Here is a 16,032-nt window from a genome sequence, read left to right on the forward strand (position 1 = left end):
CCAGCCAGCGCAGGAGCCTACGAGGATGCGCCCTCGGGTGTTGAGTCAGCCGGCAGCGACGACGCGGAAGGCCTCGGCGAGACGGTCTTCCGGCAAGCCGTCGGACTGCATGGGTGGCTCAGTCGCGGAAACGCACGCCGAACTCGCGCAGGACATCCGCAACCACCAACTCCTCATGCACGATGCAGCGGCGCTCGTCGAAGTCCGCCTCGAGGACGGGGTCCCACGGCGTCGGTCCAGCGTCCGAGCAGTCGTGGGGCAACTGCACGCCCTGGGTCTCTGCTCGCTCGATCGCCTCGAGATAGTCGGCGGCAGACATCATCCACGGCGTGCACCCGCGGTCGGCCATTCGACGACAGATGGCGATGCCGGCTGCATCGAAGTCACCGTGATAGCGGAGGTCAACGCCGCTTGCCGCGAGCTGGTCGATCAGTTCGACCACTGCAGATGTCGGATTGCCGTTGGTGCACACGAGGCCAAACGGGACACGCCCATCGGCCGCATGCTCGATCACGCTCGGATTCTCGACAACCAGCACTGGGGCGCCCGCCGTCGCCTCGATCCGATGCGCTCGCAATGCCCGCAAGCTCACATGGATCGGCAACGAGGCCTCGGCCGCGGCGGTCAACATCTTCGCCAGCGGCGACATGCCGGGCGGGCGCAATCCCCACGTCAGCACCGGAGCGGAGACCGAGTCGGCTGCGATTCCTGCCGCCTCCCAGAGGGCGCGGCCCTCGAGCGTGTCGCCCTCAGGGCCGATCAAGTGCCTCAGTGCCCGTTCGGTGGCCGCTGCGAGCTTCGTCTGCCTGTCGAGCGCGTGAGCAGAACCGAAGAGCCGGGCCGCCAACTCCACCCGCGACGCACTCCGACCGGGCGGATCGCGACGAGCGTCGAGGAACTTGCGAACGTCGGCCAGCAGCGATGCTGCTGCGGCTGCATCGAGACCCGTGAGCAGGCCGGATCTGAGCAGGTCGTGTCCCCACTCGGCGGCCCACGACTCTGGCCATCGCTCCAGCTCGGATTGCACGGCGGCACGGGCGTTCTGCGCTGTGTCGCGAGCGTCGCGCCGCTTGCGCAGTGCGGGATCGGGCGGGCATCCGAGAAGCTCCAACGCCGAATCGAGATCGCGGCCGACGCCCAGCCGAACCAAGCCCGCCTCCAACTCCCCGAGATCGAGTCGCGCCGTCGGCGAGCGTCCGATCAGCGCCGTGACAGCCGGCACGCAGCGCGACTCGATGCGAGGCATCCCGATAGTGCCGCGCACGGCTGGCCCGCGGCGGTCAAGCCTCTGGCGGGCCGCGCTCCACAGCGCGCTCATGCCGGGGTCCGCCAGCGATTCCGGGACCGTTGCCTCGCTCACAGCATGGACGCCTCAGCATGGGAGACGTCGAGGACGTAGCGCGCCGCCGCCGGCAGCACGGCCACGTCGTCGCCGCCGAGCTCGACGAGCCGGTGATCAGCGAGCAGCGAGAGCGCCTCGTCGGCAAGCCGCGCCGGGGCGTCTGCCATCTGGGACCAGTAGGAACGATGCTCGGCTGCGAAGTCGGCGACCACCGCAACCACCTGATCACGTCGCAGCGAGGTTCCGTCGCTCCGAGCGAGGTGATCGGCGAGCAGCAACGCCGCGTGCCCGACGGTGCCGGTCTGCGGGAACCGTACATCTGACAGTTCTCCATCGGGGTCGACGGCCATGACGCCCTCGGCTCGCGCCTCGATGTGCAGGCCGAACATCTCGTCGAAGAAGTCGACCTCCTCACCGAGACGTCGACGCAGCTCTGACCACTCATCCGCCTCGAAGTCGTCGCGATACACGACTGGCTCCTCGAGGATCCGCGCCCGCATCCCCGAGCGCGTCGACACGTCGGGTCTGGATCGCTCAAGCAACTGCGCAGCGGACTCAGCCCGTGCCAAGGCCGGCAACGGCAGCAACGCTACGCGGTCAGGCCGAATCGCGAGCACAGCATCGGCTTCCGCATCATGTGCGTAGTCGTCGATGCGTTCATGCAGCTCGGCGGCGAGGCCCTGGGCGATCATCCAGCGTAGTGCTGTCACCAGCGCCCGCCGATCCGATGGCTCGACCCCGATCTCCACGCCCGCTTCAGCCGCTGCGGCCCGCAGCTCCCCGATGAGGTCGCGCAAGCTGATCACGCTGGGGCCCGACACCACTGCTGCCAGCACGAGTGCCAGCATCAGGTACTCCGAGGTGCTGAAGGGTCGTGGCTGCACCGTGGCAGTCCGAAGCGGGCGATTGCGCACTGTCGCCGTAGTCTTGAAGAGTCGGGCAGTGTCCGCAGTCACCTGCAGCCGGTAGCCGAAACGCTGTGTGAACCACTGGTCAAGCTGCCGCCGGTGTCGCCGGATCAGCATGAACTCATCGGGAGAGTTCTCTGCCGCAACCAGCGGTCGCGCTGCCAGCCAACGCGCTGCCTCGCGGAGTTCGGCCGCGAGCAGATCGGTGTCTGAGACCGCGCTCATGCCGCCGCCTCCGCGCCAGTCGGCGCTGACGTTGCGGCAGCCGATTGGACTGCTCGCCGCTCGCCGCCGTCGGGCTGGGCAATCGTGATGGTCAGACCGTGCAACAGCAGCCGACCCTCAGGGCACCTGATGACGGTCTCGACGAGATCATCGCGTCGCAGTTCGCACCGGAGTCCTGCAGCACTCGCCACCCGGGTCCCGGCATCGCCCGCCGCATGGTGCCCGCACAGGCTGATGAGCTCCCGGAGCAATCCGAACGCTGATGGCGACAGCAACGCGCCGTCGATCCGTCCGGTCTCGTCGGTGCCCGACAGCAGCTCACGGGCTGCCGCCTGACGCTCGACGCGCTCGCGGTCGAGGCGTTCGGCGATAATTCGCAGCTCGCTGCTGCGATCGCGCACCGGTGTCGTGTTGCCACGCTGGGTGCGTTCGCCCCGCTCGCGCAATGACACAGGCACCGAGGCTCGCGGCGCGCTCGCCCATGGCGTGGTCGTCGGTGCGGGATCGTCGGCATCGGCAGCAAGCGTCCCCGCCTTGCGGCACGACCCGAGGCCGAAAGCCGCAGCCGCTAGGTCGTGCGCCTCGCCGGACGTCGCGGCTGCGTCGAAAGAGCCTGCCAGTCGCAGAAAGTCAGCCCGCCGAGAGGTAGTCGCCGTGCCCAGGCGCGAGAGCCGACTGAGGTTGGCGGTCAGCGTGCGCACCGCCGACAACGCTTGGTCAGTGAGCTGGCTCAGGCGCGACGGGCGTCCCGGGGCCTCGCTGAACCAGCCGCTCAGCAGGCGCCAATCGTCACGTTCGGTCCCGAGTGTGCGCCGAGCGGAGAACATCTCGGCGAGGCCCGCCTCCCCGACGCGCTCTGCCAATCCCGCGTCGACTCTCGGCAGCAATCGGTCCAGGCGCGGTGTGATCAGCTCCAGGCTGCGGGCAATCGGCCGCTGCAGCCGCTCGATCTGGGCAAGCTGCTCGCTCACGTAGCCGACGATGACCGTCGCGAGCAGCTGGACCTCGTCGGTGCTCAGGTCGTACCGGCTCTGCCATTGGGCGAGCTGGCGAAAGAAGCCGGTCAGCTCTTCAGCGAACCGTTCGTGCGTGTCGAACACTGCCCGCACTGCAGCCGTCGCGTCTTCGATTCCCAAGTCGCCGAAGTCACTCGACGCGTGATCCGCAAGCGCCTGCAGTCGGGCCGCGAGATCGCTCAGCCGGCCGGCTTGAGGGTCGGCGACCTCGTCGATGCCGGCAAGCAGGCGCTCGGTGAGATCGAAGACCTGCTGGCCTGCGCTCGTGATCAGGTACCGGTGACGCCTGCGGTTGTAGTCCTCGAGGCTGGTTGGGTTGCCGGCGTCCGTGGAGACCGTCAGGTTGCCCCATTGGCGCAGGCGTTCGAGACGATCCCGCACCACGTCGGCCCCCAGGTGCGAGTCCACCATGCGGGCTTGCACCTCTTCGGGACTGAACTCGGTGAAGAAGGTGTCGGCGAACACGGCGAGGATGGCGCGGTACTCAGCCCACTCTTCGCCTCCGAGGTAGCGGAACAGGTGGCGGACGCGGTGCGCGTCAGGCCCGTCGCCGGTCGGCGGCGACGCTACGCCCGAACCGGCTGCGGTTTCGCTCATGTCATGCCGACACGCTCCAGCGTGTCGCCCTGCCAGGTGTAGCGATCGAGCAGGATCGACTTCAGGCCGACATCGCGAACGATCTCGACGATGGACAGCTCGGGCACTGTCCGATGGTCGCCCCACAGTCGTTCGCTCGTAGCGATGAAGTCGAGATCCAGCGACACGAGCAGACCGAACAGGCTGGCGTGATTGTCGGCAGAAACCTTGGCAAACGCATCGTCGAGCAGCACGAATCGGGCGATCTGGGGTGACTCGGCACCGGGCTGAGCGCCCGCCTCTGCGAGAACGTCATACGAAGCAGCCACCGCGACGAACAACGGCAAGTAGGTGACGAGCTTCTTCTCGCCTTCCGACAGCGGCGTGCGACGGCTGAGCCGGCGCTCGGGCGCTTCGGGCCGTGTCACCATCACGTCGAGGTCGTGCCACGTCTTGTAGTCGAGCGTCTCCGCGATGAGCTGCCGGTAGGGGGCGTCGGGATCATCGGACCGTGCTGTGTCCAGCCGTTGCGTCAGGGCATCGCGGACTTCGCTGTTCTCGTCGGGTGTGCGAAGGTCAGGCGGCTTCGCGAGCAGTTCGACCATGCGCGCGGTCGAGTCGTCGAGCTCCGGGGAACGTCGCCATCGCAGGCGCACGCCCACCCGGTGTGCGGTGGACACCGTTGCGAGCCGCTCATTCGTCCGTTCGATCAGGCGCTCCGCGCCGCGCATCTTCTGGGCGATCTCCCTGGCGATCAGCCCCTGCAGGAGTTCTCGCAGCGCATCCTGCTGCTTACGGTCAAGCAGCCCTGCGAGCTGCTGGTGCTGCGATGTCGCGGATCGCAGGGCGGCGGCGAGGGTCATGGTGCCGAGCGGCCCAGTGACTTCCACCGCGAGCGGATTGCTCGCATCGGGCTGGAGTGCGGCTGCATCCCACCCGGCGCCGAGCGAGCCGCGGCGCTGCTGCAGCGACTGCCGGACGCTGTCGGCGTTGACCGCGGTGTCGGCGGCGGCAGTGCGTTCAGCAACAGCGGGAACGAGCCTGCCGATCTCGTCGAGCATCGCTGCGAGGCCCGCCGAACCCGCGCTGTCGCTCGCGGGCGGTGTCGCCTCCTGACTCGCGACCGCATCGAAGTAGCCCTGAATCCTGATCACCTCGTCGATGCCGACCCTGTAGGTCTCGCACGAGCGCTCGCTAATCGAAGCCGCTTGTTGTGCATGCTCAGCGACAGCGCGGGCCGAGGCTCTGCGTTCGACAGTGCGTTCCTTCTGTTCGCGCATATCCGGCAGACGTTGTTCGGCCTGTTCGAACTCGTTTGCGAGCCGGTCGCGTTCTCGGCGGACGCGTTCGTAGTCAGCGCCGACGGTTTTCTCCAGCGTGTCGAGGCGAGCCTGCTCTTGGTCGCGCTTCGACGCGGTCTGTGTCACCTGGGTGCTCAGGTCATCACGTCGGGCGAGGTCGTTGCCGTATTGCACGGCGGCACGCGCGCACTCGTCGACCGATCGTCGCAATGTCGTGAGCCCGTCGTTGCACGAACCCAGCAGCCGCTGGAAATCAGCAAGCTCGGCGGCGATGCTGTCCAGTCCGGCGCGGTCTCGCGGCAACGACAACGTCGAAGCAGTCCGGCGCAGCTCTGCGTCTGCTGCATTGACATTGCTCTCAGCCAGCGCCGCTGCATGCTTGGCCTCCTCGTGACGTGACTCGGCCGCCGCCAGCTCGCTCGCCGCCGCCTCGAGACCACCCACCACACGCTCGATGGCACCGGTATCGGGCAACAGGGCGCCGTGGCGACGGAACGCTATGAGTGTCTCCTGCTGGCGCTCGAGCATGGTTGCTGCCTGCCGCTCGTGAGCCTGCAGCGCTTCAAGTTCACGCTGCGCATCGGCACGCTTGCGTTCAAGTGCCTCTCGCCGGGCTGCTGCGCCGATCAACTCTGCGCGCTCTTTGGCGTGGCGCCCATGCAGGAGCCCCGTGCGGAACGACCCGTCAGGCGCCGCGGCAGCGGCTCCCGCGCTGACATCGCCACTGATCGAGAGCAGCAGTCGAGCGACTACTCCCTCGTCGACTGCGTCATCTAGCCCGGCTGGCATCGCTGGGCGCAGCCAGCGGCTGAGAGGCACGTCGACGGGTGAAGCGGCGACAGCGACCAGCTCCCCGCTCGCGAGTTCGAGCGCGTCTTCGGCATGCATGCGGGCAGCCAACAGTCCGGAGGCTTCGAGCGCCGCTTCGATGCCCACCCGCTCGGCCTCATCGAGTCCGGGCAGGAAGTCCACCAGATCGGCGAAGCAATGGTCCGCGGGAGCTTGCCAGTCGAGCCGCGGCGACTCCGGTTCGGACATGCCCAAGAGCCTCTCAACCAGCGCCTGCTGGTCGGCCGCAGCCTGGCGCGCCGACTCGAGCGCCTGGCGACCGTCCGCCACCCTTGCGGTCTGCACCTCGACAGCAGCATCGAATGCCGCCACCAACTCCGCCCGCTGCGCAGCGAATGACTCGGCGTCGTTCCCGAGCAGTTCCGCGCCCGCCGCAGCGAGTGCAGCGACGTCGGTCTGCGTTCGGGCGGACGCACACAACGTGACGGCAGCCGATGCCCAATCGTCGCTGCGGCCGATCCATTCCCGCTGAGCTGCCGCCAAGGCGTCCAGCCGCTGCGAGTGCGCGTCGGAAGCGCGCTGCTTCGCGTTCGCCACATCGTCAAGCGCATCGGTCGCGCGTGCGTACTGCGCCTCGGACTGGTCGCATCCCGAGCGCGCCTCGGCCACCCGGTCGATGTCGCCGCGCCGCTGCAGCGCCCCCGCCGCAGACGCGTCAAGGCGACGCTTGGCGGAGCTGGCGTCGAACGTCTCCGGGACGGGAACCTCAAGGCCCTCAAGCCGGACGCGGTCACAGTCCACCGCCGTCGGCGGGCGTTGCCCGACACCGCACCGCGTCGCGAGCTGATCGGCTTGCGACAGCGCGGAGTTCAGCTCGACGATGTCGTCCTCGCTGCGGCCGGCAGCGGCGACAAGGTGCTCGCAGGAATCGCGCACTTGCTCCTGCGCGTTCGCGAGGCTGCGTGTCGATTCCTCATGCTGGCGGTTGAGGCTGTGGACAAGATCGCGCACGCCGTCAAGCTGGCGCCCTTCCTGGTACGCACGCGACTCCTCGATTGCCGAGACCTCGCTGCGCAACCGCTCGACGCTGCGCTGCTGAGCCGCGATCGTCCCATCCAGCCGCTCTGCTTCCTCTTCGGCAGCAGTGACCGCGTTGCGCGCTGCGACCTCGGAGCGACGGTTGCGTTGGGACTCAGCGAGCAGGCGACGGCCCTGTTCGGTTCGCTGCCGCAGGTCGCCCGTGCAGTAGGCGCGGTATCGATCAAGCAACCCCTCGACGGCGGTGATGGTCCTCCCGAGCTCGGCGACGTTGCGCCGGTGATCTTCGAGATCATCGAGCGGGGCGGCTGCATCGGTGAGCGCTTGCTCGGAGAGCTGCGGCAACGCGTCGGCGAGATCAAGCGGCAGGTCGACATCGATCCGGTCGCCGACGCGCGGGTTGCGGACCTTGTCGATGAGCCGGATGTGCTGGTCCAAGTTCGCGCCGCCGAACAGGCGCTGCTCGATATGGCTTTTGTAGTCGCGCCGGTCACGCCGAGCGAACACAGGGTCGCCGCCGAGCCTGTCGCGCAGCGCGTCTGCCGACAGCGGCACTCCCCCGTCGACCAAGTCGAAGTCGATGCCAGGCCGCTTCGATGTCGCGAACCACCAGGTCGTGACGTTGTCGGCCTGCCGGTTCGCCTTGATGCCGCATCCACAGACGAAGTACTCGTTCCCCAGCCGGAACTCAATCCACAGGTAGCCCACCGGCTGGGCGTCGTCGCGGCCGTCGAGCATCCAGGACCGCAACAAGCCGCTCTGCTCGCGGGCAGCGTCGATATTGCGCTGGCTGGCCGTGAGCAGGAACGGGAGCAGCATGTTCATCGCAGTCGACTTGCCCGAACCGTTGACGCCGCGCAGCAGCAGCCGCCCGCCCCGAAACTCCAGCACCTCGTCGCCGTACTGGTAGATGTTGATGATCCCTGCGCGCTCGAGCCGCCAGCGCGCCAGAGGAGCGTCAGAGGGAATGCCCACGGCACAGAACGTAGCGACAGCCTGTGACATGAACCGACGTCACGGTTCGGATGCGTGAGCTGAACCGTCAGCGAGTGGTGACGCCACGCAACACTGAGCGACAAGTTCTGCGTGTTGCGGCTCTCGTCGTCAGCCGGCGGGAACGACTCGGTAGGCCTCGGCGAGTCGGCCTTCCGGCAGGCCACCGGCCTCGGCCGTGCCGCTGCACCACTCGCGAACTCGATCGTCGAGCCCGTCGAATTGGGAAACCTGGCTGTGGTGCTCGCGCAGCGCTGCGACCTTCTGCTCGAAGGTGTCAGTGATGTCTATGTAGCGATTCGGCTCCGTGCCGGTCAGCCAGATCTCGCTGACCTCGTGAGGCTCGTGACCCTCGTCGAGCAGCTCGGGAAACGCACGCGGATTGCGGGAATCGGGGTACACGGCGGCCAGCGCCGCTGTGGCAGTGGCCAAGTGGTCGGGGTGGGAGATGTAGATGTGATCCCAGTTGGGGATCGTCGTCTGGCACAGCACCACGTCGGGGCGTGAGATACGAATCACGCGTGCGATGTCGCGGCGCAAGCTCAGGTCGGCGACGACCATGCCATCGGGATGACCGAGCCAATGCAGTTCGGTCACGCCCACGCGCCTAGCAGCGGCCGTCTGCTCTGCTTGGCGCATCGCAGCCAGCTCGGCAGGCGTGTGCTCAAGATCGTCGCCGCCCGCCTCGCCACTGGTCGTCAGGCAGTACGCCACGTGGCACCCGGCACCGGTGAGCGCCGCCACGGTGCCGGCCATGCCGAAGTCAATGTCATCGGGATGCGCGACCACGATGAGCGCCCGCGTCGGCGCCTCGATCTCGCCCTGGTCGGTGAGGATCACACTCACAGCCGCATCGCCTACTCGCCTCGCCGCCACTGGTCGAGGCCGCGAAGCAGCGACTCTTCGAGCCACTGATCGAAGCGCTGCTCAACCGAAGCCGTGGCCTCCTTGTAGTTGAACTGGAAGAGCTCCCCGCAAGTGGGTTCCAGTTCGATGATCTGATGCTCGATGTCGTCGCCCTTCTGTCTGCGGTAGAGGCACATCGAGGCGCCGACCAGACCCCGAAACTCGCGATTCAAGCCATGCAACGAGAACAGGATTTCGGATCGGCCGCTTTCGGTCATCAATACAAGCCGGACCCACGAATGGAATTCGCGAAAGTTGGTCCAGTAGTCGAGGGATTCGTGCCGTGCCGTCTCGACAATCTGGTAGCGGTGCCAAGAACGACGATCGGCGTCCTCATCGACGCCGAAATCCACGAATACACGGCGTGTTTGGTCATCGGCCCCGATCGCGTGGGAGATGTCGTCTCGAAGTGCACGGAACCTTGCCAGCGCCATCTGGGCCAGCGTGGTCGCTGTCTCCTTGGCCTGCTCCATGTCGACGCGCGTCTGCACGCGTCGCTCACGGAACTGCTCGCCGATAGCAGCAATGAGCTGGTCGGTCCGTTCTGCCGCCTGCCGCACTTGCTCGCCGATACCGATGGCCTTGCGGAACCAAATTCGCTGAACGGCAGCAAACTGCGAAGCCAACGGCCGCAGATCGCCGGCGTCAGCGGCCTTGAGGTTGTCGATGTACTTGGCTCGATCGGAACTCGCGATAACGAGCGGGAACCAACCCTCACGGATCAGCACAAGCGACGCGAGGGCACGGGCAACACGGCCATTGCCGTCCTGGAATGGATGGATCTGCGCGAATCGATGGTGCAGCCACGCGGCCTCAAGCTCCGCAGCGACGCCGTCTTCGACGTGGGCACGATGCATCGCGACCAGCCGATCCATCTCAGAGGCGACCTGTTCGGGCGGGCAGTACTCGAAGATCCTGCCATCAGGCTGCGTCGGATTGTTTGGTTGCCGCTTGTACTCGCCATGCGTCAACGGCACTTCGACGGACCGGCCGAATTGGTCGATACCGGAGGCCGTGGCTTGCTTGCGTGTCATCAAGGCATGGAGTTCCTTGATGTAGGACGTTGACAGGCTCCGTTGTTGACCGACAAAGTCGAAGAGAAAGTCAACTGCTTGCGCCTGATCAGCGATGATTCCCGCGACTAACAGCGGCGACTTGTCAGTCGAGTCGTGAGGGATCAGCGATGCGTCGATGCCTTGCTCGATCAGCAGTTGGGTGATGCCTGCGTCGAAGGTGTATACGCGCTCAATTAGACCGGTTTCGATGGCCCATTCGCGCTTGAGACGCTCGTTGAAGTCGTCGATCTGATCGGCCGGCAGCTCGCTCTTGACGTCATCCCAGACGCCCGAGAGTGAGATCAGCTCGGCCCGGTCAAGCTCGTGGTCGAAGCCCGACAGCTCGGCTATGGGCGACCAGTGGTGTGCTATCTCGGCCTCTGCCATCGCAGCAGTGCTACCGCAGCCTAGGTGAAGTAGGGGTTCTCGCCCGAGGCGTGGTCGGTGAGATCGACGACACGCTCGACCTGGGGGATCAGCTCTCGCAGCGTGCGTTCGATGCCAGCGGTGACGGTGGCGTTTGCCATGCCGCAGCCCTGGCAGCCGCCGCCCAGCTTGACTACCACCGTGTCGCCCTCCACCGACACCAGCTCGGCGAACCCGCCATGCGCGGCAATCGAGGGGTTGATCCGCTTGGTGAGCACCTCGCGGACGTTGTCTTCCACCGTCCCGTCGAGGTCGAGCTGTGCATTGGGCCCGAGGTCGGGACGGTTCGGGTTGCGCAGCACCAAGCCCGGTTGGTTCGGGTTGGACGGCAAGTCCAACGAAGCGCCATCGAGCTTCGACACGTCGCGATCGGGAATCAGCACCGTCAGGCCGCCCCCGACTGCAAACGGCACGTCGGAAGCGTCGGCTTCGGCCAGCAGCTCGAAGGCGAGGTCGTAGGTGTAGTCGACGCCTTGGGCGCCGGTCACCTCGATGCGAAGCGCCAGCTGATCGCCGTCGACTTCGCTGTTGCGCAGTTCGACCACCTTGTCGAGTGCGGCCGGCGTGACGTCGAAGGTTTCGCGCCGCGTCTCCATCATCGATTCGCGCACTGCATCGGCGGGAGCCATCGGGTCGCTCAGGGCCATATCGGCAGCCTACTGACGACGCCCTGCGGGTCCGTGGGCAGCCTTCGGCATCCTGGCGGTAGTGTCCCGCGCGCTCGCTGGGCCTCCCAGACCGAGGGCAACCCGCAACAAAGGGGATCTTCATGGCCTTCCGCGCATTGATGCTGCACGAACAGGACTGTCCAGATGGGTCGAGGGCCGTCTCGGCCGAGCTGGCCGACATCGACGAGAGCCAGCTGCCGGACGGCAATGTCACCGTGGCCGTGGAGTACAGCACGCTGAACTACAAGGACGGGATGATCCTGGGCGGGATCGGGCGCCTCGTCCGCTCCTACCCGCACGTGGGAGGCATCGACTTCGCGGGCGTCGTCGAGTCATCCGACGACAGCCGCTTCGCTCCGGGAGATCGGGTCGTGCTGACCGGCTGGCGAGTCGGCGAGACCCACTGGGGCGGCTACGCGGAGCGGGCACGCGTGAGCGGCGACTGGCTGGTGCGGCTGCCCGACGGGCTGTCGACGTTCGACGCAATGACGATCGGCACGGCCGGGTTCACCTCGATGCTGGCCGCCCAGGCGCTGGAGGATCACGGCCTCGGGTCGGGCCCGGTGCTGGTGACCGGTGCCGCAGGCGGGGTGGGCAGCGTGGCGGTGCACCTGCTGTCGGCGGCCGGCCATGAGGTCGCGGCCTCGACTGGCAGACCGCAGACCGCTGACTACCTGCGCAACCTCGGCGCCGCTGAGATCATCGACCGGGCGGAGTTGTCCGACCCGCCGCAGCGGCCGCTCGGCAGCGAGCGATTCGGCGGCTGCGTGGATGCCGTGGGCGGGACCACGCTGTCGAACGTGTTGACCCAGATGTCGTACGGGTCGAGCGTGGCGGCGTGCGGCCTCGCTGGGGGCAACGGCCTCGACACCACTGTCATCCCGTTCCTGCTGCGCGGCGTGAACCTGCTCGGCATCGACTCGGTGATGTGCCCCTACGAGCCGCGCGCTGCGGCATGGCAACGACTGGACGAACTGGTGGATCGGGATCTGCTGGCGTCGATGGCGACAACGGTAGGTCTCGGCGATCTGCCCGCGCTAGGGCCGAAGATCCTGGCGGGCGAAGTGCAAGGGCGCACTGTGGTCGATGTGCGCGCCTGACGGCGCGTCGGTCGATGTGCGTGCCTGACTACAGCACCGAGGTGATGGCGGCGAAGCCGGTCAGCAGCATTGCGGCAACCACGAGGACCGCTGTCCACCACAGAGCCGGGCTGCGCTGACGCAGAGGGCGCAGGTTTCCCGCTGCGTCGTACCGATGCTGCGCCATGTCCCCTCCCGCCTGTCAGTTGTGGCCCATAGCGCCTGCCGACGACCGGGGCTCAGCCCTTCAGCCTCCACTCGATGGCGCCGATCTCGTTCTGGACCTCGACCTCAATGTCCTGTGTCGCCCCCGTATCGGAACGCTCGAGCTTGCACAGGAACGTATGGCCAACCGACACCACCAGATACTGGTCGTCGCCGCAGTCGGCTTGGACACCGAATCCCAGTGCAGTTGCCGCTTCGGCGCCCAGCGCCGTCTCGGTGGCATTCGTCTGCATCACCGCCTGGCGGGGTCGAATCTCGCGGCGCCCCTGTTCATCGATGATCGTCACCTGCGCCTCGTAGAACGCCCCCTCGACGAGGCCGTCGCACAGGAACGTTGAACCCGGCCTGATGGGTGCGTCCTCCGGGCAGTCGATGTCCGCGATCTCGGCGGGCGCCACCACGCTCTGCAGGTAATCCTGCACTTCTCGCTCCACCTGCGACTGGTCGGTTCCGCCTCCGCAGGCCGCGAGCACCGTCGCCGTCAGCAACGCTGCAACCGCGATTCGCGCCGGCCGGCGGATGCAACGCACACCTGCCCACCGCTCTTGCGCACAGGTTGTCTCCGGCGCGAGCGGTCTGGTCAAGTTGCGGGCCTCCGGGTAGGAATGACGGGACATTAGCCCAACACCACCGCATGACCCGGACTTCGCGCAGCCAGCAAAATCGCAGGTCATCCGTGTCCTCTGCACAGCCTCACGCCGCATGCGAACGCGGGAGACGATCAGATGAACGGCCGCTCGGTGTAACGGCCGAAAACGTCGGCCAAGGCGTTGGTCACCTCGCCCACGGTGGCCCGGGTTCGCACAGTGTCGATGAGGTGCGGCATGAGGTTCGCATCAGTTTCCGCCGCCCGGCGGAGTGACGTCAGCGCCTCGTCGACAGCCGCTTGGCTCCGATCGGCCCGCACCTGGGCCAGCCGCTTGATCTGGCGCTGCTCGTCGTCGTTGGTGATCTTCAGCAGGTCGATCTCGTCGTCTTCGCTGCCCTCGGTGAACGCACTGGCGCCCACCACGACCCGGCGGCCGGCGTTCACCTTCTTCTCGAACTCATACGCAGCGTCGGCGATCCCGGACTGGTACCAGCCCTCGTCGATCAGGCGGAAGGCTCCCTCAAGCATGGATCCGTCGCCAGCCGCGTCGATGTGAGCGAACATCTCGGTTGCTTCGGCTTCGAGCTGGTCGGTCAGCTCCTCGATGAACCAGCTGCCCCCGAGCGGATCGATGACGTTGGCTGCACCGGTCTCGTGGGCGATGATCTGCTGCGTCCGCAGGGCAATCCGGGCTGCCTTGTCCGTCGGCAGCGCCAGCGCCTCGTCCATGGAGTTGGTGTGCAGGCTCTGGGTGCCTCCGAGCACTCCGGCGAGTGCCTCGATGGCAGTGCGAGCGATGTTGATCTCCGGCTGCTGCGCTGTGAGCGAGACCCCGGCTGTCTGGGTGTGAAAGCGCAGCATCATCGACCGCTCACTCTGCGCCCCGTACCGGTCACGCATCCATCGTGCCCAGATGCGGCGGGCTGCCCGGTACTTGGCGATCTCCTCGAAGAAGTCGATGTGAGCGTTGAAGAAGAAGCTCAGGCGGGGCGCAAACTCGTCAGTGGACAGTCCCCGCTGGGCAGCAGCCTCGACATATGCGAATCCGTTGGCCAGGGTGAACGCGAGCTCCTGTGCCGCCGTCGAGCCCGCCTCGCGGATGTGGTAGCCGCTGATCGACACCGAATTCCACCGGGGCATCTCCTCAGTGGCGAATTCGATGGTGTCGGCGACGATGCGCATCGAGGGCCGCGGCGGGTACACCCATTCCTTCTGAGCTTGATACTCCTTGAGAATGTCGTTCTGCAGCGTGCCGCCGAGCTTGCTGCGATGCGCACCGTGCTCTTCGGCGTTGGCGACGAACATGGCCCAGATCGTGGCGGCCGGTGCGTTGATGGTCATCGACGTGGTCGTCGCTTCGAGGTCGATGCCGTCGTACAGCGTCGCCATGTCCTCGATCGAGTCGACGGCGACGCCGCAGCGGCCCACCTCGCCCAGCGACATGACATCGTCGGAATCGAGGCCCATGAGCGTAGGCATGTCGAATGCGGTCGACAGTCCGCCTCCGCCCGCTTCCAGGATCTCGTGAAAGCGCTTGTTGGTGTCTTCGGGCGTTCCGAACCCCGCAAACATGCGCATCGTCCAGAGGCGGCCGCGGTAGCCACTGGCGTGCACGCCGCGCGTGTACGGATACTGGCCGGGCCAGCTGACGTCGCCGTCGGGTTCGCCGTCGTCGGGCGCGTACAGCGGCTCGAGCTCGAGGCCGCTCATCGTCTCGAAGTCGGCGTCGCGCATCGGGGTGGCCTCGAACTCTGTTTGCCAGCGCTCGCGTGTCACCCGTTGCCTCCTGAGATCCGAAGCCTCGTCACGCGTTCAACGTGAACGTCGCCTGCGACGCTTGAAGTGTATGCAGGAGCCCGCGGGCCGTCCTCGACGCTGCGTCCAAGGATGAACTGTCTCGCTGCGATGCCTCTTGCCTTCCGCTCTTGTTCGCTGCGCTCACGGGCCGCTCGGGCCACGGCTTCGCCTGCCGGCTCAGCCTCTGGCCTCAGAGATTGAGCGGGTCGACCGGGCCGCGGCCGCTGCCGAGGCGGCGATCTGCTCCCGCCGACAGCGCTCGTGCCGTGAGCTCGTGGGCACGGTCAATAGCTGAGTCCAGATCTGTGCCCTTTGCCAGCTCGGCACAGATGGCTGCCGAGAAGATGTCGCCCGAGCCCCGGACGTTGCGGGTCTCGATGCGCGGCGCCGACAACAGCCGAACACTGCCGCCCCGGACCACGACGTCGGTGACCGTTTCACCGGCTCGCAGCCGGCCGCCGGTCACAATCACAGCCTCCGGACCGGTGGCTGCGAGCTCATGGGCTGCGTCGATCCAGGCTTCGACCTCGTCGCCCAGGTCTCTGCCCACAAGTCGACCTGCCTCGAGGTGGTTGGGCGTCACCACTCGGGCGCTCGGCAACAAGCGCGTCGCAACAGATCGCTCGGCCTCGGCGCTGAGCATGGGTTCGCCGGCGCCGTCGACCAGCACCGGGTCCACCACCAACTGGGGGAGCCGGCGGGCTGCTATCGATGCCACCGCTGCGACGGTCTCAGCCGTGAGCAGCAGGCCGGTCTTGGAAGCTGCAATGGGCATGTCGTCGAGCACAGCGTGAATCTGCGCCGCCACGAGCTCGGCATCCACGGGGCGTGCGGCCCGGAACTCCGCCGTGTTCTGCGCCGACACCAGTGTGAGCGCGAATGCCCCGTGCACGCCGGACGCCGCGAAGGCCCGAAGGTCCGCCGCGAGTCCGGCTCCGCCGGAGGAGTCGGCACCCGCAATGGTCAATGCCGCCGGCGACCAGGCGTGCTGCGCGGGTGTACGGGGGTTCTCGCTCGCGATCGGGCCGACCATGTCCTAAGTACAACAGTCAGGCGCGCAGTGCGGCTGTCACCCGCCCTTGGTGGTTAGCGTCGGCGA

General features: G+C 67.1%; 12 protein-coding genes. 1 reads left to right on the forward strand and 11 read right to left on the reverse strand.

Going from position 1 to position 16,032, the window contains the following annotated elements:
* Positions 1–118: 118 nt before the first annotated feature.
* The 7 genes from ACOGI5_RS01480 to ACOGI5_RS01510 all read right to left on the reverse strand — a co-directional run bounded on the left by ACOGI5_RS01480 (position 119) and on the right by ACOGI5_RS01510 (position 11,222).
* Complete coding sequence (locus tag ACOGI5_RS01480; RefSeq protein WP_419862698.1) at positions 119–1,360, reverse strand: TIGR02679 family protein; 1,242 nt, start codon at positions 1,358–1,360, stop codon at positions 119–121.
* The gene (locus ACOGI5_RS01485) at positions 1,357–2,475 is read right to left on the reverse strand and encodes a TIGR02678 family protein (RefSeq protein WP_419862699.1); all 1,119 of its coding nucleotides are present in this window, start codon (positions 2,473–2,475) and stop codon (positions 1,357–1,359) included. The genes ACOGI5_RS01480 and ACOGI5_RS01485 overlap by 4 nt, the downstream gene beginning before the upstream one ends.
* Positions 2,472–4,088 (reverse strand): TIGR02677 family protein, encoded by a 1,617-nt coding sequence (locus ACOGI5_RS01490; protein ID WP_419862700.1) that lies wholly within the window; start codon positions 4,086–4,088, stop codon positions 2,472–2,474. The genes ACOGI5_RS01485 and ACOGI5_RS01490 overlap by 4 nt, the downstream gene beginning before the upstream one ends.
* Complete coding sequence (locus ACOGI5_RS01495; protein ID WP_419862701.1) at positions 4,085–8,170, reverse strand: TIGR02680 family protein; 4,086 nt, start codon at positions 8,168–8,170, stop codon at positions 4,085–4,087. The genes ACOGI5_RS01490 and ACOGI5_RS01495 overlap by 4 nt, the downstream gene beginning before the upstream one ends.
* 129 nt (positions 8,171–8,299) lie before the next feature.
* Positions 8,300–9,034 (reverse strand): PIG-L deacetylase family protein, encoded by a 735-nt coding sequence (locus ACOGI5_RS01500; protein WP_419862702.1) that lies wholly within the window; start codon positions 9,032–9,034, stop codon positions 8,300–8,302.
* Between the two features lie 11 nt (positions 9,035–9,045).
* Positions 9,046–10,536, reverse strand: coding sequence for a Fic family protein (locus tag ACOGI5_RS01505; protein WP_419862703.1), 1,491 nt, complete (start codon positions 10,534–10,536; stop codon positions 9,046–9,048).
* Between the two features lie 20 nt (positions 10,537–10,556).
* On the reverse strand, positions 10,557–11,222 hold the full coding sequence (locus ACOGI5_RS01510; protein ID WP_419862704.1) for a NifU family protein: 666 nt from the start codon (positions 11,220–11,222) through the stop codon (positions 10,557–10,559).
* A 122-nt stretch (positions 11,223–11,344) separates the two neighbouring features.
* On the opposite strand from ACOGI5_RS01510, the gene ACOGI5_RS01515 reads away from it, so the two are divergent.
* The gene (locus ACOGI5_RS01515; RefSeq protein ID WP_419862705.1) at positions 11,345–12,343 is read left to right on the forward strand and encodes an MDR family oxidoreductase; all 999 of its coding nucleotides are present in this window, start codon (positions 11,345–11,347) and stop codon (positions 12,341–12,343) included.
* A 28-nt stretch (positions 12,344–12,371) separates the two neighbouring features.
* On the opposite strand, the gene ACOGI5_RS01520 is transcribed toward ACOGI5_RS01515, so the two are convergent.
* The 4 genes from ACOGI5_RS01520 to thiD all read right to left on the reverse strand — a co-directional run bounded on the left by ACOGI5_RS01520 (position 12,372) and on the right by thiD (position 15,966).
* The gene (locus tag ACOGI5_RS01520; RefSeq protein ID WP_419862706.1) at positions 12,372–12,509 is read right to left on the reverse strand and encodes a hypothetical protein; all 138 of its coding nucleotides are present in this window, start codon (positions 12,507–12,509) and stop codon (positions 12,372–12,374) included.
* A 52-nt stretch (positions 12,510–12,561) separates the two neighbouring features.
* Complete coding sequence (locus ACOGI5_RS01525; RefSeq protein ID WP_419862707.1) at positions 12,562–13,035, reverse strand: DUF4333 domain-containing protein; 474 nt, start codon at positions 13,033–13,035, stop codon at positions 12,562–12,564.
* 233 nt (positions 13,036–13,268) lie between these two features.
* Positions 13,269–14,912, reverse strand: coding sequence for an acyl-CoA mutase large subunit family protein (locus ACOGI5_RS01530; RefSeq protein ID WP_419862708.1), 1,644 nt, complete (start codon positions 14,910–14,912; stop codon positions 13,269–13,271).
* 211 nt (positions 14,913–15,123) lie between these two features.
* Entirely contained in the window at positions 15,124–15,966 is an 843-nt protein-coding gene (thiD, locus tag ACOGI5_RS01535) for a bifunctional hydroxymethylpyrimidine kinase/phosphomethylpyrimidine kinase (RefSeq protein ID WP_419862709.1), read from the reverse strand.
* Positions 15,967–16,032 lie beyond the last annotated feature (66 nt).

Origin of the sequence: Candidatus Poriferisodalis sp., from assembly GCF_965208925.1 — a bacterium.
In the GTDB taxonomy this organism is placed as follows: domain Bacteria; phylum Actinomycetota; class Acidimicrobiia; order Acidimicrobiales; family Poriferisodalaceae; genus Poriferisodalis.

What these genes read in the sequence shown, in the direction of transcription:
- ACOGI5_RS01485 (WP_419862699.1), bottom strand. Translation starts at nt 2,475, where the DNA reads ATGAGCGCGGTCTCAGACACCGATCTGCTCGCGGCCGAACTCCGCGAG.
- ACOGI5_RS01510 (WP_419862704.1), bottom strand. Translation starts at nt 11,222, where the DNA reads ATGGCCCTGAGCGACCCGATGGCTCCCGCCGATGCAGTGCGCGAATCG.
- ACOGI5_RS01505 (WP_419862703.1), bottom strand. Translation starts at nt 10,536, where the DNA reads ATGGCAGAGGCCGAGATAGCACACCACTGGTCGCCCATAGCCGAGCTG.
- ACOGI5_RS01515 (WP_419862705.1), top strand. Translation starts at nt 11,345, where the DNA reads ATGGCCTTCCGCGCATTGATGCTGCACGAACAGGACTGTCCAGATGGG.
- ACOGI5_RS01520 (WP_419862706.1), bottom strand. Translation starts at nt 12,509, where the DNA reads ATGGCGCAGCATCGGTACGACGCAGCGGGAAACCTGCGCCCTCTGCGT.
- ACOGI5_RS01490 (WP_419862700.1), bottom strand. Translation starts at nt 4,088, where the DNA reads ATGAGCGAAACCGCAGCCGGTTCGGGCGTAGCGTCGCCGCCGACCGGC.
- thiD (WP_419862709.1), bottom strand. Translation starts at nt 15,966, where the DNA reads ATGGTCGGCCCGATCGCGAGCGAGAACCCCCGTACACCCGCGCAGCAC.